Origin of the sequence: Streptomyces sp. NPDC001941, assembly GCF_040296945.1 — a bacterium.
Lineage (GTDB): Bacteria > Actinomycetota > Actinomycetes > Streptomycetales > Streptomycetaceae > Streptomyces.
In genome coordinates this window covers 98,594-119,876 of record NZ_JBEOYE010000016.1, presented here as the reverse complement: position 1 = coordinate 119,876, position 21,283 = coordinate 98,594, and the positions used below count along the sequence as shown (strand labels likewise).

The following is a 21,283-nucleotide window of genomic DNA, read 5'->3' as shown; positions in this document are numbered from 1 at the left end:
GGTCCGTACGGACCGCGGCGCCCCTTGGCGTTCGTATGACTAGTCCGGCCGCGGAGTGGGCCGTACGGGGGACGGGTAGGGCTGGGGCGGCACCGCCCCCACGCCCGGGGGCGGACCCGTCCCCACGCCCCCGAAAGGCCTACCGCGCATGGCTCAGCCCTTCGTCCTGCCCGACTTCTACGTGCCGTACCCGGCGCGCCTCAACCCCCATCTGGAGCAGGCCCGTTCGCACACCAGGCAGTGGGCGCGCGGCATGGGGATGCTGGAGGGTTCCGGCATCTGGGAGGAGAGCGACCTCGACGCGCACGACTACGGGCTGCTGTGCGCCTACACGCACCCCGACTGCGACGCCGAGGTCCTGTCGCTGGTGACGGACTGGTACGTGTGGGTCTTCTTCTTCGACGACCACTTCCTGGACATCTTCAAGCGGACGCTGGACCGCGAGGGCGGCAAGGCGTACCTGGACCGGCTGCCCGCCTTCATGCCGATGGACCCGGACGCGGGCTTCCCCGAGCCGGCCAACCCGGTGGAGGCGGGCCTGGCGGACCTGTGGCGGCGGACGGTGCCGGCCATGTCCCCGGCCTGGCGGGCCCGGTTCGCCGAGTCGACGCGGAACCTGCTCAACGAGTCGCTGTGGGAGCTCTCGAACATCAACGAGGGCCGGATCGCCAACCCCGTCGAGTACATCGAGATGCGCCGCAAGGTGGGCGGCGCGCCCTGGTCGGCGGGCCTGGTGGAGTACGCGGCGGGCGCCGAGGTGCCCGAGCGGGTGGCGCGCTCGCGTCCGCTGCGGGTGCTGACCGACGCGTTCTCGGACGCGGTGCACCTGCGCAACGACCTGTTCTCGTACCAGCGCGAGGTCGAGGACGAGGGCGAGAACAGCAACGGCGTGCTGGTCCTGGAGAAGTTCCTGGGCTGCACCACGCAGGAGGCCGCGCAGGCCTGCAACGACCTGCTGACCTCGCGGCTGCACCAGTTCGAGAACACCGCGCTGACCGAGGTGCCCGCGCTCTGCCTGGAGAACTCGCTCGACCCGGCCCAGTGCGCGGCCGTGGCGGCCTACGTGAAGGGCCTGCAGGACTGGCAGTCCGGCGGCCACGAGTGGCACCTGCGCTCCAGCCGGTACATGAACGAGGGCGCGGTGAAGGCGAGTTCGCCGTACGAGGGGATCCTCGGCACCTCCGCGCTGGACGTGCGCACCCTGTTCGGACGGCCCGCGGCGGCCCGGCTGCGCACCCTCACCCATGTGCCGCACGAGCGCGTCGGCCCCTCCCGGCTCCCGGACTTCGACGTGCCGTTCACGCTCTCGCTGAGCCCGCACCACCAGGACGCGCTGGAGAAGTCCGTCGACTGGGCGGCGAGGACCGGGCTGCTCGGCGACATCTGGGACGAACCGATGCTGCGCGGCTTCGACTTCGCGCTCTGCGCGGCGGGCCTGGACCCGGATGCCACGCCGGAGGAGCTGGAGCTCAGCTCCGAGTGGCTCACCTGGGGGACGTACGGCGACGACTACTACCCGCTGGTCTTCGGGCGCCCGCGCAACCTGCTGGGGGCCAAGCTCTGCACCGACCGGCTCAAGGAGCGGATGCCGCTGGCCGACCCGGCCGCCGGGCTCGCCGGGGCGACCACGCCGCTGGAGCGGGGCCTGGCCGACCTGTGGGCGCGCACCGCGGGACCGATGGACCCGGAGGCCCGGGCGCAGTTGCGGGACGCGATCGCCTCGATGCTGGACAGCTGGCTGTGGGAGCTGCACAACCAGGCGCAGCACCGGGTGCCGGACCCGGTGGACTACCTGGAGATGCGGCGCGCCACGTTCGGCTCGGACCTGACGATGGCGCTGTGCCGGCTGCGCCACCGCGACCGGCTGCCCGCCGAGGTGCTGCGCAGCGGCACGCTCCGCTCCCTGGAGGGCGCCGCCGCCGACTACGCGTGCCTGCTCAACGACGTGTTCTCGTACCAGAAGGAGATCGAGGTCGAGGGCGAGGTGCACAACGGGGTGCTGGTGGTGCAGAAGTTCTTCGACTGCGACTACCCCACGGGCCTGCGGATCGTCGACGACCTGATGCGCGGCCGGATGCGCCAGTTCCTGCACGTGAAGGCGCATGAACTGCCGTTGCTGTGCGCGGACTTCGGACTCGACGAGGAGGGCAGGGGCGCCGTCGCGGTGTATGTGCGCGAGCTGGAGGACTGGCTGGCGGGGATCCTCAACTGGCACCGCGGGGTGCGCCGTTACGGCCCCGAGGACGTGGCGCTGGTGGCGAACGCCCCGCTGCGGGCCGGGGCCGCGTTCGTGCCGGGGCCGACCGGGCGGGGCACGGCGGCGGCCCGGGTGCGGGAGCTGCTGACGCCGTAGGGACGGCCGCGCCGGGGGCCGCGGGTGCGGCCCCCGGATATCAGCCCTGGTCGCCGCGCCGCTGCTGCCGCTCCGCCGTGCGCGAGCCGCGCAGCTGGTCCAGTTCGCGGCGCTCGCGCTTGGTGGGGCGGCCCGCGCCCCGGTCCCGTACGCCGGCCAGCGCCACGTGCTCGCGCGGGGGCGGCGGCGGGCTGTTGTCCACGTACGCCTCGGCGGCGACGGGCGGGCCGACGCGCTTGCTGTGCAGTTCACGGACCACCACGATGCGCTCGCGGCCCTCGTGGAAGACCCGCACCTCGTCGCCCGCCTTGACCGACTGGGCGGGCTTGACCCGGTCGCCGTTGACCCTGACGTGCCCGGCGCGGCAGGCCGCCGCGGCCTGGGAGCGCGTCTTGGTCAGGCGGACGGACCAGATCCAGCTGTCGACCCGTACGGTCTGCTTCGCCTCGGTTGCCATGGACCGACTGTAGGGCCTCAGCCCTGCTGGAAGAGCTCCGCCGGGAGCGGCTTGAGCAGTGCGTAGAGGTCGTCGGTGATCGGCCGGTCCCAACTGGCGATCGTGACCAGGACGTTGTCACTGCGGTCGAACTGCACGCAGGAGATCCGGGTCTCGGAGAGCTTCAGGCGGCGCACGATCAGCAGGTTGTCGCCCTGCATCACCGGCACGTCCTCGGAGCCGGTGACCTCGACGGGCTCGTCGTTCTCCAGGGCGGCCAGCAGCTGCGCCACCTCGAAGGGCACCTGGCCCTCGCCGAGCTCGCGCGCCGGGGAGCCCTCGGGCAGGTTGCCGATGATCATCGCGGGGCCGCGGCCGCCGAACAGGTCGTACCGGAGGAAGACGCCCTGGCAGCTGCCGTCGGGCGCGGGCAGCAGGCCGGCACCCAGGTTCCCGGGCCAGTCACCCGGGTCCATGGCCAGGACGTCGAAGTCCGGGCCCGCGGGAGTGGCGGAGCTGCGGCGGCGGAGGAAGGACATGCCGCCATGGTACGGGTACGGGCACCATGCGTGACGCCGGGGCCCGGCCCCGTCCGGGCTCGTGCGGGGCCGTCCCCGCGCACCGGGTCCAGGTCGGCAGCGGACCCGGTGCGCGGGGCCCGGACGTCAGGTGTGGACGCCCTCGCCCGGCTGGCGCGGCAGCAGTCCCGGCAGGCCCACCCGGTCGGTGCCGAGCTTGCGGAAGGCGCCGGAGAGCAGCAGCTCCACGGCCCGCTCGCGCGACCCGAGGTCGGTGGCGATCCGGTCGTTGTCGTAGCCCTCGGCGGCCAGCTCGGCCGCCTGCTTCTCCAGGGCGGTCAGGTCGTCCGAGCCGACGGCCCGCAGCTGCAGCGGGCGCAGGCCGGAGGCGGCCAGCTCCTCGCGGGCCCGGGCGGCGAGCGCGTCGGCACCGCACCCCACCGCTCCTTCCAGGCCCCGCATGAGCAGGTCGGCCGCGTCCTGCGGCAGCCCGGCGCGGCTGAGCGCGCAGCCGTGGTCGACCATGGCGAGCGCCAGGTCGTACGCGGCCGGGGAGCGCTCCAGCTGCTTGACCGCCTCGCCCATCAGGGACAGGCTCTCGGCGCCGGTGGTCACCTTGGCCGCCGCGTACAGCGCGCGGCCGATCGCCCCGGGGGTGCCGAAGCGGCGGGCCAGCTCGATGCCCTCGCGGGCCATCGCCGTCGCCCCGGCCGGGTCGGTGTTGGCCGTGGCCTGGGCGAGCAGCAGCCGCCAGGGGCACCACATCGGGTTGCGCATGGCGCGCGGGTCGAGCCGCCGGCCGACCGCCCGCAGCCGCCGCTCGGCCTCGGCGCGCATGCCCTGGGCCAGCAGCAGCTCGGCGTAGACCGTCTCGGAGTCGGGGTAGGTGACCGCGCCCGGCACGACGCTGCCGTAGTTGTACGTGTCCGCGAGCTGCCGGGCCTCGTCGACCCGGCCGCGGGCGAGCAGGATCTGCATCAGGATGCCGAGCGCGAACCACTGCGCGGGGATGCGCTGGCCGACGCGGTCGGCGACCCGCAGCCCGCTGTGCACCAGCTCCTCGGCCTCGGTCAGCCGTCCGCGCTGGAAGCGGATGAAGCCGAGCAGGGTGAGGCCGAACGACAGGTGGGCGCCGCGCCAGCCCTTCCGCTCGCACTCGGTGATGCCCTGGGTGAACAGGTCGTCGGCGCGGCCGGGCTGGTCGCAGTACATGAAGGTGAGGGCGACCATGACCGGGACCTCGAAGCCCCAGTTGTCGTCGGTCCAGGGCAGTCCGCCCTTCAGGGCCTCCTCCGCGTAGTGCAGCGCGGTGGTCGCCTGTTCGCCGCGGACCATGGCGTCCCAGGCGCGCAGGCCCAGGATGTAGCGCTCCTCCTTGCCGCGCCCGGTCAGGTGCTCGGCGAGCCGGGCGAGCCTGCGGGAGCGGGCCGGGGAGTCCTCCTCGTCGGCGCGGAAGGCGCTCCACTGGAAGGTCTCGCCCTGCATCCGCAGCCGGGTGCGGGCGCTGGTGGAGCGCTTGGCCTCGGCCGCGACGACCTCGGCGGCCTCCTTCATCCGGTCGGCGTGGCCCAGGGCCTGGCCGAGCCGGGAGGTGATGGCCTCGCGCAGCTCGGGGGCGAGCTCGGGCTCCTCCAGGGCGGCCTTGAGGTGGTTGACGGTCGTCGCCGGTTCGGTGAGCAGCGCGGAGCAGCCCAGCTCGAACAGCACCTGGGCGCGGTCCTGCAGGGCGGGCGGTTCGCGCAGCGCGCGGGCCAGGCAGCGCCGGGCGGCCTCGGGCGCACCGGCCCGCAGGTACTCCCCGGCGGCGGCGCGCAGCTGGGTCACCGCCCAGCCGTCGTTGTCGGGGTGGATCTCCAGGATGTGCCGGGCCGCGGCGGTGGGGCCGTGCCCGGCCTCGGTCACCGCGTAGGCGGCCTGGCCGTGCATGGCGACGCGGATCGCGGCGGGGATGGCCCGGTAGACGGTGGTGCCGACCAGCGGGTGGAAGAACTCCAGCTTGGAGGTGTCGGGCTGGACCGGGGCCAGGACGCGGGCCTGGCGGAGCCGGTCGGTGGCGTCGACGGCCTCCTCGACGCCGAGGCTGGCGACCCCGGCGGCCCAGTGCGGGTCGGCGTCGGTGCCCAGGACGGCGACGGCCCAGGCGAGCCGGACCGCGGACGGGCCGAGCCGCTCCAGCCGGTCGAGCAGTCCGCTGCCGCGCAACGCCGAGGCCATTTCCCGCAGTTCGGCCGCGTTGGCGTACTGGGGCTTGATGCCCTGGTCGTTGATGCGGGCGACGAGCTCGACGGCCTCGTAGGGGTTGCCCGCGGTCAGGGCCCAGCACTCGCGGGAGAACAGGTCGTCGGCGCCCTCGCCCAGGGCGTGCCGCACGAGGCGGCCGACGCCGGACGGGGACAGCGCTTCCAGGTCGATGGGGCGGGAGCCGTGCCGCAGCGCGAGGTTGCGGAACTCCGTCCCGTACTTGGGCAGTTCCTCGGGGCGGTAGGCGAGGACGACGAGCATCGGCAGGTCGGCGGCGCGCAGCGCGAACGCGGTGAGCCAGTTGAGCGACTCGTCGTCGGCCCAGTGCGCGTCGTCGAGGATGAGCACGACGGGCATCCGCTCGACGGCGAACCGGGTGACCACCCAGTCGAGGCCGTCGCGGACACCCTGCGGGTCGGGCGAGGCGTCGCCGGAGCCGGCGATCAGCCCGACCGCGGGGGCCACGATGTCGTACCAGCTCCCCAGTATCCTGCGGTGCTCCTCCTCGGGCGTCGCGGCGAGGACGGGTTGCACCAGCTGGCGTACGACGTGGTAGGCGACCCCCTGCTCGGCCTCGTTGCCCCGGCCGGAGATCACGGTGCAGCCGCGGGCGAGCGCCTTGCGGCGCACTTCCGCGACGAGCGCCGTCTTGCCGAGACCCGCGGCACCGGAGATCACCAGGACGCCGCCGCTGGGCGGACCCCCCTCGTCCTCCGCGGTGCCGCACAGGTCGTTGACCATGCCGTCGAACTGGACAAGTGCCTCTTCGCGCTCGAACAGGATCCGGCGCGCGGACCTTCCCCGGCCTCTCACGTCCGCCATCGCGTACCTCTCTGGGACATAGAACCGAGCCTACGCTTGCGGGCAGACAGCGTGACACTGCTCAAGCGCTTACGGTCGCGATAGCGAGCAAGTTCATCAATTTCAGGCGAAGTCGAAGACAACGGTGTATGGGGACCTGGCCCGCGCATATACAAAGAGCGCGCGGCTCGGGCAATGCGCCGCTTGAACGCTCGGCGAGCACCGGCGCACCATGAGAGGCCTCCCGCGCCGACGGTTCTGCCGAGACCGTCTCTGTGGCCTGAAGGGAGGGGCCGATGTCCCGCAGGATGACGCCCCGTTCAGCTCTGTCCCCCGTCCCCTCGAACCACGTACCCCCCGCCTCACCGTCCCCCACCCCCACGACCCCCACCACCCCCGCCTCCCCGCCTCCCCTGACGTCCGTTCCCCAACAGGGCGCCACGAGCGCCTCGTTGGCGGCGGACCACGCGTCCGACGACTCCCCCACCGCCGAACACCCCCGCAGCGGAAGGAAGTCGGCCCCACCGGGGCGTCGCACGTCGCCCCGTACCGAACTCGTCGACCTGCCCTTCGCCGCCCGCGCGCACCCCGGGCACGCGGCGGCGGGCGCGCACACGCTGGACTGGCTGCACCGCTTCGGGATGCTCACCTCGGAGCGGGCCACGGCCGAGTACGACGCCATGGGCCTGGAACTGCTGATGGCGTACTTCTATCCGCACGCCGACGAGGGCGAACTGGCCCTGGCGACCGACCTCAACGCCTGGTTCTTCGTCTTCGACGACCAGTTCGACGGCGACCTCGGCAAGCGGCCCGACGTGGTCGCGCGCGAGGTCGACTCCGTACTGCGCGTCCTGGACGGCGAGCCACCCCTGCCGGGAGAGGTGCCCGGCCCGCTGGCCGTGAGCTTCGCGGAGCTGTGGGGCCGGGTCGCCGACGGCCGGCCGCTGCTCTGGCGGGAGCGGTTCCGCGAGCACTGGCGGGCGTACCTGAAGGCCTACCACTGGGAGGCCCTCAACCGCACCCGCAACGGCACCCTGTCGCTGCCCGGCTTCCTGCGCGGGCGGCGCGACTCGATCGGCGTGCAGCCCTGCCTGGACCTGGTCGAGCGGTGCGGCGGCTACACGCTCCCCCGCGAGCTGCACGAGGGCGTGCCGCTCGCGGAGATGCGGCAGATCACCGCGGACGTGGTGATCTTCGTCAACGACATCGTCTCGGTCGACAAGGAACTGGCGGCCGGCGACGTCAACAACAGTGTGATCATCCTCCAGCGGCGCGACGCGACCAGCCTCGACCAGGCGGTGCGGCGGGTGGCCCGGCACGCGGCGAACCGCGTCGCCCGGTTCCAGAAGCTGGCGGGCACGCTGGACGCGGAGCTGACCGAGGCCGGACTGACCGGCCGGCTGCGCGAGCAGGTCGCCGACTACGTCGGGGGCATGCGCGCCCTGATGAGCGGCAACCTGGCCTGGTCGCGGGGCACCGCGCGCTACGACGCGTCCGGCATCGCGGCGGTCAGCAGCGGCAGGCTGCGGCCGTGGGCCCATCTGGTGAAGGAGGACGTGGGCTAGGACTCCAGGATCCAGGGTGGGGTGAGGCGGCCGGGTCCGATCCCCGGCCGCCCCACCCCGCGCCCGATCCCCCTTCGCATCCATTGCAAGATCATGAACAGCACCTTTCAAGTCAAGGTCATAAAGCATTTGATGCCTACGATCCTCAGGTCCTGCCACTGACTTCTCTTGGACCTGACTCATGACACCTCCCCTGCCGCGCCGACGCGTCCTGCTCGCCGCCGCCACCGCCACCGCCCTCTCCCTGCTCGTCGGGGGCTGCGGTCTGACCGGCGACGACCACCGCATCCGGATCGGAGTGTCCGGCGACTCCACGGAGTGGGACGTGCTGGCGAAGGAGGCGAAGAAGGAGGGCCTCGACGTCGAGGTGGTCGTCTTCGACGACTACTCGCTGCCCAACAAGGCGCTCAGCGCGGGCGACCTCGACCTCAACGCCTTCCAGCACCTGGTCTTCCTCGCCCAGTCCAACGAGGAGAACGGCACCGACATCGTGCCGCTGGCCCCGACCGTCGTGGTCCCCCTCGGCCTGTACTCCGGCAAGCACCGCAAGGCCGCCGACCTGCCCGACGGCGGACGCGTCGCACTGCCCAACGACCCGGCCAACCAGGGCCGCGGCCTGCGCGTGCTGGAACAGGCCGGGCTCATCCGGCTGAAGCCCGGCACCGGACTGTTCGCCACCCCGGACGACATCGCCGCCAACCCCAAGCACCTCGAGCTCACCCCGATGAACGCCCAGCAGACGCCCCGGGCCCTGAAGGACACCGACGCGTCCGTCATCAACGACGGCGTGGCGAGCCTGGCCGGCATCGACGCCAAGAGCGCGCTGTTCAAGGACGACCCCAAGAGCCCGGCCACCGTGCCCTACCTCAACGTCATCGCCGCCCGGGCGGGCGGGGAGGACAACGCCGACTACCGCAGGATCGTGGAGCTGTACGCCTCCGCCCCGGTCCAGGCGGAGGTGCGCCGCTCCAGCAACGGCACCGCCCACCACGTCGAGCTGTCCGGCGCCAAGCTGCGGGCCGAACTCGACCGTGTCGCGAAGGAGTTGAAGCGATGAGCCCGCAGGGGACGGCGCCGTACGACGAGCAGGCGGCCGCGCGGCCGCCCGGGCCGCTCATCGAACTCCTCGGCGTCTCCAAGGACTTCCCCGGCGGGACCCGGGCCGTCGACGACGTCACGCTCGGCGTGGAGACGGGATCGGTCTTCGGGATCGTCGGCCACAGCGGCGCGGGCAAGTCCACGCTGCTGCGGCTGGTCAACAGCCTGGAGACGCCCAGCGCCGGGCGCGTCCGGGTCGGCGGCCGGGACCTCGCCGAGCTCGGCGAGCGCCAACTGCGCGGCGTGCGGCGGGAGATCGGCATGATCTTCCAGCAGTTCAACCTGTTCCGCTCGCGCACCGTGCTGGGCAACGTGCTCTACCCGCTGCGGCTGGCCGGGACCGGCAAGGCCGAGGCCCGCCGCCGCGCCGAGGAGGCGCTGGAGTTCGTGGGCCTGGCCGGGCACGGCGCGCGCCACCCCGAGCAGCTCTCCGGCGGCCAGCGCCAGCGGGTCGGCATCGCGCGGGCGCTGGCCACCCGCCCGGGGATCCTGCTGTGCGACGAGGCGACGTCCGCGCTCGACCCGCAGACGACCGGCGAGGTGTTGGCGCTGCTGCGGCGGGTCAACGCGGAGCTGGGCGTGACCATCGTGCTGATCACGCACGAGATGGAGGTGGTGCGGGCGCTGTGCGACCGGGTCGCGGTGATGGAGGACGGACGGGTGGTGGAGAGCGGCGAGGTGTACGAGGTGTTCGCGCGGCCCCGGCACGCCACGACCGCCGCGTTCGTCGGCTCGGCGCTGCACGGCGCGCCGGACGGGGAGCAGTGGGAGCGGCTGCGCGACCGGTACCCGGGGCGCCTGGTGACCGTGCCGGTGGTCGACGGGGAGCCGGTGATGGCGCGGCTCTCGCCGCTGCTGCGCGAGCGCGGCGTGGACTTCACGCTGGTGCACGGTGGCGTCGGCGAGGTGCGGGGCCGGCCGCTGGGGAGCGTGACCCTGGAACTGCGCGGCGGGGAACGGGACGTCGAGGCGGTGGCCGCCGAACTGGCCGCCGCGGGTGAGCTGTCCGGGGCGGGTGCGCGATGAAGGCCGACTGGACCACCTTCTGGCCCAAGGTCGTCGACGCGACCGGCGAGACCGTCTACATGGTCCTGGTGACCCTGGCCCTGTCCACCGTGGGCGGTCTCGCGGTGGGCCTGGCCCTGTACGCCACCCGCAAGGGCGGGGTGCTGCCGAGCCGTCCGGTGCACGCGGTGCTCGGGCTGCTGATCAACGTGATCCGCCCGGTGCCGTTCATCATCGCGATCGTGGCGCTGGCGCCGGTGACCCGGGGCGTGGTCGGCACGATGATCGGCACGGACGCGGCGATCTTCCCGATGACGATCGTGGCGACCTTCGGGGTGGCCCGGATCGTGGAGTCCAACCTGCTGTCGGTGGAGCCGGGCGTGATCGAGGCGGCCCGGTCCATGGGCGCGGGGCCGCTGCGGATCCTGCTGACGGTGCTGGTGCCGGAGGCGCTGGGGCCGCTGGTGCTCGGCCTGACGTTCATGCTGGTCGCGCTGATCGACTTCTCGGCGGTGGCCGGCACGGTCGGCGGGGGCGGGGTGGGGAACCTGGCGATGACCTACGGCTACCTGCGCTTCGACACCTCGGTGATGGTGGTGACCGTACTGGTGCTGATCGGTCTGGTGCAGCTGGCGCAGCTGCTGGGCAACCTGGTGGCCCGGCGGGTGCTGCGACGCTGAACGGGCGCCTCGGAGGGGTGCGGGTCCCCGGCGCGCGGGGGTGCTGGCATCCGCTGCACCGTCTCCATGGGCGGCTTGCGGGTCCCCGGCGCGCGGGGGTGCGCCGGGGACCGTACGAGGGTGGCGGCGGGTTCCGCGCGGCGCCGGGGTACCGTCGAGCGGAACCGCCAGGTCCGGGGGCTGACCACCCCTGACACCGACGGCAGCTCGAACGACACCGCAACGACGTGGGGGAAAGCCTCGTGACCGAGGAACGGATACTGGCCGTGTGCCGCACCAGCTGGGAGTACCGGGGCGTGGACGGCCCCTCGGTGCGGGCCTGGCTCGACGAGCTCGCCGGGCGGCTGGCCCTGGCCCGGGAGTCCGGGCTCGGCACCGAGTCCGTGGTCGGTGACGACGTGCGGGCCTTCGCGGCGCGCTGGGCGCGCGAGCGGGTGCCGTTCGGGCGGCGCCTGGTGCGCATGGTGTGCCTGGGGACGGCCGTCCTGGGCGTGATCACCCTGCTGTCGTTCCTGCTGAACGCCACCACCCTGCTCCCGGTGGAGCCGTCGCGGCTGGTCTTCCTCGCGATCCTCGCCGTCGGCATGGTCCTCACCGAGCTGCGGCGCGACGAGCGGGGCGCCCGTGCGGGCTGGGCCGCCACCGTCATCGGGGCGCTGGCGGCCGGGGTCCTCGCCGACCGGCTCGTCGACGACGCGCCGCTGTTCCACGTGCCCCTGTGGGGCGCGGCCCTCCTGCTGCTGCCCGGCCTTCCGCACTGGTACGCGGACGCGCGCGGGCGCCGCGCCCGGTCGGCGCCCCGCGACGACGGCTGACGCGGCCCGCGCGGGGCCGGCCCGCGAGGGCGGCCTACGTCAGGTCGAACTCGCCCTCGCGGGCGTTGACCACGAAGGCCCGCCACTCGGCGGGGCTGAAGATCAGCGACGGGCCCTCGGGCCGCCGGCTGTTGCGCATGGCGATGAAGCCCTCGACGAAGGCGATCTGGACGTCTCCCGTCCCCTGGCTGCCCGACTGCCACTGGGCGTTGCTCAGGTCGAGGTCCGGCTTGTCCCAGCCCGAGACCCCGGCCTCGGCGGTGATCGTGCTCTCGGCCACGTCCGTGCTCCCTCCCGTTGTCGTCCGGGGCTCACCCTAGCGATCGACGTGGCCCGCGGACAGGCCACGGAAGGGGGACCCGGGCCCGTCCGCGCCGACGCGGGAGGTCAGGAGCTCGGCGGCTCCGAGCCCACCAGCCACATCGCGAAGAACTGCGAGCCGCCGCCGTAGGCGTGGCCCATGGCCCGGCGCGCCCCCGGCACCTGGTGCTCCCCGGCGAGGCCGCGGACCTGGAGGGCGGCCTCGGCGAAGCGGATCATGCCGGAGGCGCCGATCGGATTGGTGGAGAGCACCCCGCCGGAGGGGTTGACCGGCAGGTCGCCGTCGAGCTCGGTCACCCCGGCCTCGGTGAGCTTCCAGCCCTCGCCCTCGTCCGCGAAGCCCAGGTTCTCCAGCCACATCGGTTCGTACCAGGAGAACGGCACGTACATCTCGACCGCGTCGATCTCCCGGCGCGGGTCGGCGATCCCGGCCTGCCGGTAGACGTCGGCGGCGCAGTCCTTGCCGGCCTGCGGCGAGACGAAGTCCTTGCCCGCGAACATGGTCGGCTCGCTGCGCATCGCGCCGCCGTGCATCCAGGCGGGCGGGCGCGGCGAGCGGCCCGCGCCCGCCCGGTCGGTGAGGACCATGGCGCAGGCCCCGTCGGAGGACGGGCAGGTCTCCGAGTAGCGCACCGGGTCCCAGAGCATCGGGGACGCCTGGACCTTCTCCAGGGTGATGTCGTGCTCGTGCAGGTGCGCGTAGGGGTTCTTCAGGGCGTTGCGCCGGTCCTTGTAGGCGACGAGGGAGCCGACGTGGTCGGGGGCGCCGGTGCGCCGCATGTAGGCGCGCACGTGCGGGGCGAAGAAGCCGCCCGCGCCCGCCAGCAGCGGCTGCTGGAAGGGGACGGGCAGGGAGAGTCCCCACATGGCGTTGGACTCGGACTGCTTCTCGAAGGCGAGGGTGAGGACGGTGCGGTGGACGCGGGAGGCGACCAGGTTGGCGGCGACCAGGGCGGTGGAGCCGCCGACGGAGCCGGCCGTGTGGACGCGGAGCATGGGCTTGCCGACCGCGCCGAGGGCGTCGGCCAGGTAGAGCTCCGGCATCATGACGCCCTCGAAGAAGTCGGGCGCCTTGCCGATCACCACGGCGTCGACGTCGGCCCAGGTCAGCTCGGCGTCCTCCAGGGCGCGCACGGCGGCCTCGCGGACGAGTCCGGCGAGGGAGACGTCGTGCCGGGCGGCGACGTGCTTGGTCTGGCCGACCCCGACGACGGCCACGGGCTCAACGGACACGGGTCTCTCCTTCCAGGACGGCGACCAGGTTCTGCTGCAGGCAGGGCCCGGAGGTGGCGTGCGCGAGAGCGCGGTCGGACTCGCCGCGGTGGATGCGGGCGGCGGCCTCGCCGAGCCGGATGAGTCCGGCGGCCATCATCGGGTTGGCGGCGAGCGGGCCGCCGGACGGGTTGACGGCGACCTCGTCGCCCAGCTTCAGCGCCTTGCGCAGCACGACCTCCTGGGAGGTGAACGGCGCGTGCAGTTCGGCGGTGTCCACGGGGCGTTCGAAGGCGCCGGCGCGCTCGGCGGCGAGCCGCACGGACGGCGAGTCGGTGAGGTCGCGCACGCCCAGCGAGTGCGCCTCGATGCGGTGGTCCATGCCGCGGATCCAGGCGGGCCGCTCGCACAGCTCCCTGGCCCGGTCGCCGGCGGCGAGGATCACCGCGGCGGCGCCGTCGCCGACGGGCGGGCAGTCGCCGGTGCGCAGCGGCCGCACCACGTAGTCGCCCTGCGGGCGGGCACCGGTGACCTGGGCGTGCGGGTTGGCGGTGGCGGCGTCGCGGCTGCGGGCGGCGACGGCGGCCAGGGCCTCCTCGTCGGTCTCGCCCGCGTCGATGAGGGACTGGGCCTGGAGCGCGGCGAGGGCGACGGCGTCGGGCCAGAGCGGGGCGACGTAGTACGGGTCGAGCTGGCGGGTCAGCACGTCGCGCACCGAGCCGGGCGAGGACTTGCCGTAGGAGTAGACCAGCGCGGTGTCGGCGGTGCCGGTGAGGAGCTTCACCCAGGCCTCGTACAGCGCCCAGGCGCCGTCCATCTCGACGTGCGACTCGGAGATCGGCGGCCAGGCGCCGACGCCGTCGAGGGTCATGGTGAAGGAGAAGGCGCGTCCGGCGAGGTAGTCGGAGGAGCCGGAGCAGGTGAAGCCGATGTCGGAGGTCTTCAGGCCGGTCCGCTTCAGGACCTGGTGCAGTACGGGCATGACGAACTCGACCTCGGAGAGTTCGTCGGTGGTGCGCACGTGGGCGCTCTGGGCGAACGCGACGATGGCCACCTCTCGCATCTACACCAGCTCCTTGTACGTGTCGTAGTCGGCGTCCGGCTCGCCGGTGGGCCGGTAGTGGTCGGGGTAGCGGGCGCCCTCGGTCCACACCGGTTCAACCCGCAGGCCCATGCGGACCTGGTCGTAGGGGATGCCGGCGATGCGCCCGTGCAGGGCGAGGTCGGCGCCGTCCAGGGCGATGTGGGCGTAGACGTAGGGCAGTTCGATGTCGAGGTTCTTCGCCTTGACGTTGACGATGCAGAAGGTGGTGACGGTGCCGCGGGGGCCGACCTCGACGCGGTCGGTGGTGGCGACGCCGCAGGTGGGGCAGGCGCCGCGGGGCGGTACGTACACCTTGGAGCAGGACGGGCAGCGCTCGCCGACGGACTTGCGGTCGGCGAGGGCGTGGATGTACGCGCTCTGGGCGCGGCCCGGCGAGTAGGTGTAGTCGAGCCGGGCGGGGGCGACGATGCCGGTCACCGCGGACTCGAACTCCCCGTCGTGCGGGGCGGGTTCGGCGCCGGGGGCGCTCTCGTGCGGTTCGAAGCAGGCGATGTCGGTGATGGCGCCGGTACGTTCGGCGGCCCAGCGCACGCGCACCCGCATCCCGGTGGAGACGGCGTCGGGCCCGGGCGCGTCCAGGGCGTGCAGCAGGGCGGTGTCGGCGCCGTCGAGGCGGACCAGGACCCATGCGAACGGGCGGTCGAGGGGCTGGCCGCGGCGGGGCTCGGGGTTCCAGGCCCAGGTGGTGACGGTGCCGGTGGCGCCGACCTCGACGAGGTCGCGCAGTTCGGCGGCGGTCACGGGGTCGTACTCGACGGGCGGGACGAGGACCTTGCCGCCGTCCGCCTTCACGCCGAGGACGACGCGCTCGCGCAGTCCGGTGAGGAAGGCGGACTGGACGGGCCCGAGGGAGCGGGTGAAGGGGAACTCGACGACCAGCGGGGCGCGCAGGAGTTCGGGGGACATGCGGGGTCCTTTCGGTGGGGATGGGGTGCGGCGCGCGGGGCGGTACGGGTGCGGTGCGCGGGCCGTCGCGGGCGGCGGCCCGCGCAACGGGGCCGGGCCGCCACGTCAGGACCGGGTGAACCGCGGCGGCCGCTTCTCGGCGAACGCCTTCGCCCCTTCCTTGGCGTCGGCCGTGTCGAACACCGGCCAGCCCCGCTTGAGTTCGGCCGCGAGGCCCTCGGTCTCGCTCAGCTCTGCGGCCTCGTAGACCGACGCCTTGACCGCCTCGACGGCCAGCGGTCCGCAGGCGTTGATCTGTTCGGCGATCTCCAGGGCCTTGGCCAGCGCCTCCCCCTCGGGCACCACGTGCCCCACCAGGCCCACCCGTTCGGCCTCCCGCGCGCTGTACGCCCGTCCGGTCAGCAGCATCTCCAGCGCGTGGGTGCGCGGGATCTGGCGCGGCAGGCGCACCGTGGAGCCGCCGATCGGGAACAGGCCGCGCCTGACCTCGAAGAGGCCGAAGGTCGCCGACTCCCCGGCGACCCGGATGTCGGTGCCCTGGAGGATCTCGGTGCCGCCGGCCACGCAGTACCCCTCGACGGCCGCGATCACCGGTTTGCGCGGCCGGTGGTGGCGCAGCATCGCCTTCCAGTGCAGGTCCGGGTCGGCCTTCATGCGGTCCCGGTAGTGGTCGCCGTGCATGCCGCCGCCGGCCAGGGCCTTGAGGTCCATCCCGGCGCAGAAGGACCCGCCCGCCCCGGTGAGGACGACCGAGCGGACGCCGTCGTCGGCGTCGGCCTCCAGCCATCCGTCGTACAGCCCGACCAGCATCGGCAGCGAGAGCGCGTTCTTCGCCTCCGGCCTGTTCAAGGTGAGCACCAGTGTGGCGCCCTCGCGCCGCACGTCCAGGTGTTCCGTACCACCCATTCGCCTGCCTCCCGTCTCAAGACCTAGAACAGGTTGCAGTAGGTGCGGGCCCAGTTCAATAGTTTCCTGACACTCAGTCAGATTCTTCTGCGGCACCCCTTCCCAGTTGCCCCCTTCGGCGCTCTAATGACCGCCACGCCAGTACGGCCCGGGGGGCGTCGCACCACTTCCGAAGTCGGTCCGGTGTCAGGAGGAGCGGTGGAGTACAACCTTGCCGACCTGTTCGAGTCGATCGCCGACGTGGTCCCCGACCGCGAGGCGCTCGTGTACGTCGACCACCCCGGCACCGGGGCGGAGCGCCGGCTCACCTACTCCGAACTCGACGCCGCCGCCAACCGCGTGGCCCACCACCTCATCGACGCCGGCCTGAAGCCGGGCGAGCACCTGGGACTGCACCTCTACAACGGCATCGAGTACCTGCAGACGGTGTACGGCGCCCTCAAGGCGCGGCTGGTCCCGGTCAACGTCAACTACCGGTACGTGGAGGAGGAGCTGGTCTACCTCTACCGCGACGCCGACCTGGCCGCGCTGGTCTTCGACGCCGAGTTCACCGGGCGCGTCGCCGGGGCCCTGCCGCACACCGACAAGCTGCGCCACCTGGTGCGCGTGGGCACCCCCGCGCCGGACGCGCCCGCCCTGGACTGCGTCGCGTTCGCCGACGCCGAGGCCGCCGCCTCCCCGGAGCGCGGCTTCCCCGAGCGCTCGGCCGACGACCTGTTCATCATCTACACCGGCGGCACCACCGGCATGCCCAAGGGCGTGATGTGGCGCCAGGAGGACCTGTTCTTCGCCGGGCTCTTCGGCGGCGACCCGGCGGGCGAGCCGGTCAAGCGGCCCGAGGAGCTGGCCGAGCGGGTCGCGGCGGGCGGCGCCGGGATCACCTTCTTCCCCACGCCGCCGCTGATGCACGGCACGTCCACGCTCACCTCCTTCATCGCCTTCGACTACGGGCAGCGGGTGGTCATCCACCGCAAGTACGTGCCCGAGGAGGTGCTGCGCACCATCGAGAAGGAGAAGGTCTCCAGCGTCTCGCTGGTCGGCGACGCGATGCTGCGCCCGCTGGTGGACGCGCTGCACGGACCGCTCAAGGGCACCGACCTGTCCTCGCTGTTCAGCCTCTCCTCGTCCGGGGCGATCATGTCGGACACGGTGCGCGCCCAGTTCCAGGAGCTCGCCCCGAACGTGCTGCTGCTCAACAACTTCGGCTCCAGCGAGTCCGGTTCGAACGGCAAGGCCACCGACGACTCGGGCCCGGAGAAGGGCTTCCGCCTGGAGGTCAACGAGCGCACCCGGGTCGTCGACCCCGCCACCTACGAGGAGGTCGCGGTCGGCGAGGTGGGGCGGCTCGCCCAGCGCGGGCACGTACCGCTGGGCTACTACAACGACGCGGCCAAGACCGCCGAGACCTTCTTCCAGAAGGACGGGCTGCGCTGGGTGCTGCTCGGCGACATGGCGACCGTCGACGAGCAGGGCATCGTGACCGTCCTGGGGCGCGGCTCGCAGTGCATCAACACCGGCGGCGAGAAGGTGTACCCAGAGGAGGTCGAGCAGGCCCTCAAGGCGCACCCCGACGTGTACGACGCGCTGGTGGCGGGCGTGCCGGACGCCCGGTGGGGCAACCACGTCGCGGCCGTGGTGCAGTTGCGCGAGGGGGCCGCGCCGCTGGACCTGGAGGCGCTCCAGACGCACTGCAGGACCCGGCTCGCCGGCTACAAGGTGCCGCGCCAGCTGGTCCTGACCGACCGGATCCAGCGCTCGCCCAGCGGCAAGGCCGACTACCGCTGGGCCCGCTCGGTGGCCACGGAGCGGGACGAGGCGGCACGCGCCGGGTCCTGAGGTCGGGCGGCTACTCGCCGCCGACGGTGACGGCGCGGGACTCGGCGGCGGGGCCGTCGAGGAAGCCGGTGACGGTGCGGCGGAAGGCGTCGGGGTCGTCCACCCACGGGAAGTGGCCCGCAGCCTCCTGCACCGCGGTCCCGGCGCCCGGCAGCAGGCGGGCGAGCTGCGCGCAGCGCTCCGGGGCGGGCCCTCCGTCGTACTCCCCCGCGAGCACCAGGACGGGCACGGCGAGGGTGGCGAGGGCCGCGCGGGCACCAGGGCCGCTCCCGGTGCACCTCGCCCGCCGCGTCCCACTCCTCGTCGCTGACCACGATGCCGGCTCGCCCTCCCCCCGTACCAGGTAGGAGAGCTCGGTCGCGTCGGGGGCGCTGAACAGGGGCATGGCGGTGATCCTCACAGGCGGCCCCGCGCGGGGGCAACGGGATTCGCCCAGGGCGTGCTGCCGGACGTCTTGACAGGCCGTCGGCGGGCTTGGATTACTGATCCCGGACAACTCGACCGAATGATCGGTTGTCCGCTTTGCCGTGGATGACACGTGTATCGGGACGGGAGTGGCGGGATGTCGGAACTGCTGGACGCCGGTGAGCGACTCGACCGCGAGGGGCTCGCCTCGCTCCAGCTGGAGCGCCTGCGGCACACCTTGCGCCACGCCTACGACAACGTGCCCTTCTACCGCGCCTCGTTCGACGCGGCCGGCCTGCGCCCCGAGGACTGCCGCTCGCTGGCGGACCTGGCCCGCTTCCCGTTCACGGTCAAGACCGACCTGCGGGACAACTACCCGTTCGGGATGTTCGCCGTCGAGCAGTCCGAGGTGCGCCGCGTGCACGCCTCCAGCGGCACCACCGGACGGCCCACCGTCGTCGGCTACACCCAGCGGGACCTGGACACCTGGGCGGACGTGGTGGCCCGCTCGATCCGCGCGGCGGGCGGCCGGCCCGGCCACAAGGTCCATGTCGCCTACGGCTACGGCCTGTTCACCGGCGGGCTCGGCGCGCACTACGGCGCCGAGCGGCTCGGCTGCACCGTGATCCCCGCCTCCGGCGGCATGACCGCGCGCCAGGTCCAGCTGATCCAGGACTTCCGTCCCGAGATCATCATGGTGACGCCCTCGTACATGCTCACCCTGCTCGACGAGTTCGAGCGCCAGGGCGTGGACCCGCGCTCCACCTCGCTGGAGGTCGGGATCTTCGGCGCCGAGCCGTGGACGGAGGCGATGCGCGCCGAGATCGAGGAGCGGTTCGCGCTGGACGCCGTGGACATCTACGGGCTCTCGGAGGTGATGGGCCCGGGCGTGGCGCAGGAGTGCGTGGAGACCAAGGACGGGCTGCACCTGTGGGAGGACCACTTCTACCCGGAGGTCGTCGACCCGTTCACCGGGGAGGTGCTGCCCGACGGGGAGCGGGGCGAGCTGGTGTTCACCTCGCTGACCAAGGAGGCGATGCCGGTGATCCGCTACCGCACGCGCGACCTGACCCGGCTGCTGCCGGGGACCGCGCGGGTGTTCCGGCGGATGGAGAAGGTGACCGGGCGCAGCGACGACATGGTCATCCTGCGCGGGGTCAACCTCTTCCCGACCCAGGTCGAGGAGATCGTCCTGGGCACGCCCGCGCTCTCCCCGCACTTCCAGCTGCAGTTGACCCGCCGGGGGCGCCTGGACGCCCTGACGGTACGGGTGGAGGCGCGGGCCGACGCCACCCGGGACGAGCGCGAGGCGGCGGCCCGGGCGGTGGCGTCGGCGGTCAAGGACGGCATCGGGGTGTCGGTGGGCGTGGAGGTGGTGGACCCGGAGACGCTGGAGCGCTCGGTGGGCAAGTTCAAGCGGATCGTGGACCTGCGCGAGCGGCCCTGAGCCCTTCCCGGGCGGGACCGGCCGGGAAGGGCTCAGGCCAGCCGGTCCCGCAGCTCCCGCTTGAGGATCTTGCCGCTCGCGTTGCGCGGGAGGGCGTCCACGAACACCACGCGCTTGGGGGCCTTGAAGGACGGCAGCCGCTCCCTGGCGTGCGCCACCAGCTCCTCCTCCGTGGCCTCCGCGTCCCCGCCGGTCACCACCACGGCCGTCACCGCCTCGATCCAGCGGTCGTCGGGCAGCCCCACCACCGCCACCTCGGCCACCGCCGGGTGCGTGTGGAGGACGTCCTCGACCTGGCGCGAGGCGACCAGCACGCCACCGGAGTTGATGACGTCCTTCACCCGGTCCACCACCGTGTAGTAGCCCTCGGCGTCGCGCACCGCGAGGTCGCCCGAGCGGAACCAGCCGTCCCGGAAGGCCTCCTTGGTCTCCTCCGGCTTGCCCCAGTACCCCTCGCACAACTGCGGTGAGCGGTAGACCACTTCACCGGCCGTCCCGTCCGCCACCTCCTCACCGTCCTCGTCCACCACCCGGGCCCGGACGTGGCGCACCGGGCGGCCGCAGGAGTCCATCCGCCCGTCGTGCTCCTCGGGGCGCAGCACGGTGGCGAGCGGGCCGATCTCGCTCTGTCCGAAGCAGTTGTAGAAGCCGAGCCCGGGCAGCCGGGCGCGCAGCCGCTCCAGGACGGGCACCGGCATGATCGAGGCGCCGTAGTACGCCTTGCGCAGGGCGCCCAGGTCCCGGGTGGCGAAGCCCGGGTGCCGGGAGAGGGCGATCCAGACGGTCGGCGGCGCGAAGAGCGAGTCGGCGCGGCCCGCCTCCACCAGGTCCAGGATCCGCTCCGGGTCGGGCGCGTCCAGGATGGTGTTCTCGGCGCCCACCGCGAGGTAGGGCAGCAGGAAGACGTGCATCTGGGCCGAGTGGTAGAGCGGCAGCGCGTGCACCGGCCGGTCGTCCTCGTGCAGGTCGAGCGCCTCGATGGCGCTCGCGTACTCGTGCACCAGGGCCCGGTGCGTCATCATCGCGCCCTTGGGGTCGGCGGTGGTGCCCGAGGTGTAGAGCAGCTGCACCAGGTCGCGGGCGTCGCGGTCGGGGTCGTACGGGCGGGGCTCGGCCAGGTCCGCGAGCAGCGAGTCGTCGGCGTCGCGCAGGGCCCGTACGGCGAACTCCGCCGGGACGTGCGGGGCGAGGCCGGGGTCGGCCAGGACCAGGGAGCTGCCGGACTGGCGCAGGACGTACGCCAGGTCGTCGCCGGTCAGGTGGTGGTTGACCGGGACGTGGACGAGCCCGGCGCGGGCGCAGGCGAGGAAGGCGACGAGGTAGGCGTCCGAGTTGTGCCCGTAGGCGGCGACCCGGTCGCCGTCGGCCAGGCCGCGCCCGGCGAGGCCCGCGGCGGCGGTGGAGACGGCGGCGTCGAGCTGGGCGTAGGTCCAGGTGCGGTCGGCGTAGCGGACGGCGGTCCGGTCGGGCACCCGCCGGGCGGTGCGGCGCAGCACGCCGTCGACGGTGGCGGCCAGGAGGCGGTCGGGGGCCGGGGCCTTGGGTTCCATGGCGGGATCCTGGGCGGGCGGGGCGGGGGCGGTCAAGACATGGCGCGCGGGCGGGTCCGGGTGGCGGTGCGCCGCCGCGCCGG

18 protein-coding genes are annotated in these 21,283 nt (G+C 73.4%); 8 read left to right on the top strand and 10 right to left on the bottom strand.

All coding sequences use genetic code 11. From position 1 onward, the window contains the following. The first annotated feature begins 148 nt into the window (after positions 1-148). The gene (locus ABT160_RS14605; RefSeq protein WP_351647407.1) at positions 149-2,353 is read left to right on the top strand and encodes a terpene synthase family protein; all 2,205 of its coding nucleotides are present in this window, start codon (positions 149-151) and stop codon (positions 2,351-2,353) included. A 40-nt stretch (positions 2,354-2,393) separates the two neighbouring features. Here ABT160_RS14605 and ABT160_RS14600 read toward each other — a convergent pair whose 3' ends face one another. From ABT160_RS14600 to ABT160_RS14590, 3 genes are all read right to left on the bottom strand, one after another. After that, positions 2,394-2,903 (bottom strand): RNA-binding S4 domain-containing protein, encoded by a 510-nt coding sequence (locus ABT160_RS14600; RefSeq protein WP_502984225.1) that lies wholly within the window; start codon positions 2,901-2,903, stop codon positions 2,394-2,396. Continuing rightward, complete coding sequence (locus tag ABT160_RS14595) at positions 2,828-3,328, bottom strand: hypothetical protein (protein WP_351647404.1); 501 nt, start codon at positions 3,326-3,328, stop codon at positions 2,828-2,830. Before ABT160_RS14595 ends, ABT160_RS14600 begins: the two co-directional genes overlap by 76 nt. Before the next feature lie 126 nt (positions 3,329-3,454). After that, positions 3,455-6,370 (bottom strand): ATP-binding protein, encoded by a 2,916-nt coding sequence (locus ABT160_RS14590; RefSeq protein WP_351647403.1) that lies wholly within the window; start codon positions 6,368-6,370, stop codon positions 3,455-3,457. Positions 6,371-6,801: 431 nt separating this feature from the next. Between ABT160_RS14590 and ABT160_RS14585 the strand changes: the two genes are divergently transcribed. The 5 genes from ABT160_RS14585 to ABT160_RS14565 all read left to right on the top strand — a co-directional run bounded on the left by ABT160_RS14585 (position 6,802) and on the right by ABT160_RS14565 (position 11,512). Then, complete coding sequence (locus tag ABT160_RS14585) at positions 6,802-7,914, top strand: isoafricanol synthase (protein ID WP_351647402.1); 1,113 nt, start codon at positions 6,802-6,804, stop codon at positions 7,912-7,914. Positions 7,915-8,095: 181 nt separating this feature from the next. Further along, entirely contained in the window at positions 8,096-8,971 is an 876-nt protein-coding gene (locus ABT160_RS14580; protein WP_351647400.1) for a MetQ/NlpA family ABC transporter substrate-binding protein, read from the top strand. Next, a complete protein-coding gene (locus ABT160_RS14575; protein WP_351647398.1) occupies positions 8,968-10,038 on the top strand; it encodes a methionine ABC transporter ATP-binding protein in 1,071 nt (356 codons plus the stop codon). Before ABT160_RS14580 ends, ABT160_RS14575 begins: the two co-directional genes overlap by 4 nt. Beyond that, positions 10,035-10,697, top strand: coding sequence for a methionine ABC transporter permease (locus ABT160_RS14570; RefSeq protein ID WP_351647396.1), 663 nt, complete (start codon positions 10,035-10,037; stop codon positions 10,695-10,697). The genes ABT160_RS14575 and ABT160_RS14570 overlap by 4 nt, the downstream gene beginning before the upstream one ends. A gap of 242 nt (positions 10,698-10,939) precedes the next feature. Continuing rightward, complete coding sequence (locus ABT160_RS14565) at positions 10,940-11,512, top strand: hypothetical protein (RefSeq protein ID WP_351647395.1); 573 nt, start codon at positions 10,940-10,942, stop codon at positions 11,510-11,512. Positions 11,513-11,546: 34 nt separating this feature from the next. Here the strand turns inward: ABT160_RS14565 and ABT160_RS14560 are convergent, their stop codons facing one another. The 5 genes from ABT160_RS14560 to ABT160_RS14540 form a co-directional block, all read right to left on the bottom strand. Continuing rightward, the gene (locus ABT160_RS14560) at positions 11,547-11,792 is read right to left on the bottom strand and encodes a DUF397 domain-containing protein (protein ID WP_351647393.1); all 246 of its coding nucleotides are present in this window, start codon (positions 11,790-11,792) and stop codon (positions 11,547-11,549) included. 107 nt (positions 11,793-11,899) lie between these two features. Further along, on the bottom strand, positions 11,900-13,066 hold the full coding sequence (locus ABT160_RS14555; RefSeq protein ID WP_351647392.1) for a thiolase family protein: 1,167 nt from the start codon (positions 13,064-13,066) through the stop codon (positions 11,900-11,902). Beyond that, positions 13,056-14,108 carry a thiolase family protein gene (locus tag ABT160_RS14550; protein WP_351647391.1) on the bottom strand — a complete coding sequence of 351 codons (1,053 nt, stop codon included), beginning with the start codon at positions 14,106-14,108 and terminating at the stop codon, positions 13,056-13,058. Before ABT160_RS14550 ends, ABT160_RS14555 begins: the two co-directional genes overlap by 11 nt. After that, on the bottom strand, positions 14,109-15,056 hold the full coding sequence (locus ABT160_RS14545) for a Zn-ribbon domain-containing OB-fold protein (protein ID WP_351647389.1): 948 nt from the start codon (positions 15,054-15,056) through the stop codon (positions 14,109-14,111). Positions 15,057-15,161: 105 nt separating this feature from the next. Beyond that, positions 15,162-15,962: a crotonase/enoyl-CoA hydratase family protein gene (locus ABT160_RS14540; protein ID WP_351647388.1), complete on the bottom strand. Its 801-nt coding sequence runs from the start codon at positions 15,960-15,962 to the stop codon at positions 15,162-15,164. A 198-nt stretch (positions 15,963-16,160) separates the two neighbouring features. Between ABT160_RS14540 and ABT160_RS14535 the strand changes: the two genes are divergently transcribed. Beyond that, positions 16,161-17,798, top strand: coding sequence for an acyl-CoA synthetase (locus ABT160_RS14535; protein WP_351647387.1), 1,638 nt, complete (start codon positions 16,161-16,163; stop codon positions 17,796-17,798). Positions 17,799-17,808: 10 nt separating this feature from the next. On the opposite strand, the gene ABT160_RS14530 is transcribed toward ABT160_RS14535, so the two are convergent. Further along, positions 17,809-18,183, bottom strand: coding sequence for an alpha/beta fold hydrolase (locus tag ABT160_RS14530; protein ID WP_351647386.1), 375 nt, complete (start codon positions 18,181-18,183; stop codon positions 17,809-17,811). Positions 18,184-18,360: 177 nt separating this feature from the next. On the opposite strand from ABT160_RS14530, the gene paaK reads away from it, so the two are divergent. After that, entirely contained in the window at positions 18,361-19,650 is a 1,290-nt protein-coding gene (gene paaK, locus ABT160_RS14525; protein WP_351647384.1) for a phenylacetate--CoA ligase PaaK, read from the top strand. Positions 19,651-19,682: 32 nt separating this feature from the next. Here the strand turns inward: paaK and ABT160_RS14520 are convergent, their stop codons facing one another. Continuing rightward, entirely contained in the window at positions 19,683-21,200 is a 1,518-nt protein-coding gene (locus ABT160_RS14520) for a fatty acyl-CoA synthetase (protein WP_351647383.1), read from the bottom strand. Positions 21,201-21,283: the final 83 nt, after the last annotated feature.

Bases quoted from the DNA above. Each gene is read 5' to 3' on its own strand.
- ABT160_RS14605 (WP_351647407.1), top strand. From the start codon at position 149: ATGGCTCAGCCCTTCGTCCTGCCCGACTTCTACGTGCCGTACCCGGCG.
- ABT160_RS14595 (WP_351647404.1), bottom strand. From the start codon at position 3,328: ATGTCCTTCCTCCGCCGCCGCAGCTCCGCCACTCCCGCGGGCCCGGAC.
- ABT160_RS14590 (WP_351647403.1), bottom strand. From the start codon at position 6,370: ATGGCGGACGTGAGAGGCCGGGGAAGGTCCGCGCGCCGGATCCTGTTC.
- ABT160_RS14580 (WP_351647400.1), top strand. From the start codon at position 8,096: ATGACACCTCCCCTGCCGCGCCGACGCGTCCTGCTCGCCGCCGCCACC.
- ABT160_RS14575 (WP_351647398.1), top strand. From the start codon at position 8,968: ATGAGCCCGCAGGGGACGGCGCCGTACGACGAGCAGGCGGCCGCGCGG.
- ABT160_RS14570 (WP_351647396.1), top strand. From the start codon at position 10,035: ATGAAGGCCGACTGGACCACCTTCTGGCCCAAGGTCGTCGACGCGACC.
- ABT160_RS14550 (WP_351647391.1), bottom strand. From the start codon at position 14,108: ATGCGAGAGGTGGCCATCGTCGCGTTCGCCCAGAGCGCCCACGTGCGC.
- ABT160_RS14545 (WP_351647389.1), bottom strand. From the start codon at position 15,056: ATGTCCCCCGAACTCCTGCGCGCCCCGCTGGTCGTCGAGTTCCCCTTC.
- ABT160_RS14540 (WP_351647388.1), bottom strand. From the start codon at position 15,962: ATGGGTGGTACGGAACACCTGGACGTGCGGCGCGAGGGCGCCACACTG.
- ABT160_RS14530 (WP_351647386.1), bottom strand. From the start codon at position 18,183: ATGCCCCTGTTCAGCGCCCCCGACGCGACCGAGCTCTCCTACCTGGTA.
- paaK (WP_351647384.1), top strand. From the start codon at position 18,361: ATGTCGGAACTGCTGGACGCCGGTGAGCGACTCGACCGCGAGGGGCTC.
- ABT160_RS14520 (WP_351647383.1), bottom strand. From the start codon at position 21,200: ATGGAACCCAAGGCCCCGGCCCCCGACCGCCTCCTGGCCGCCACCGTC.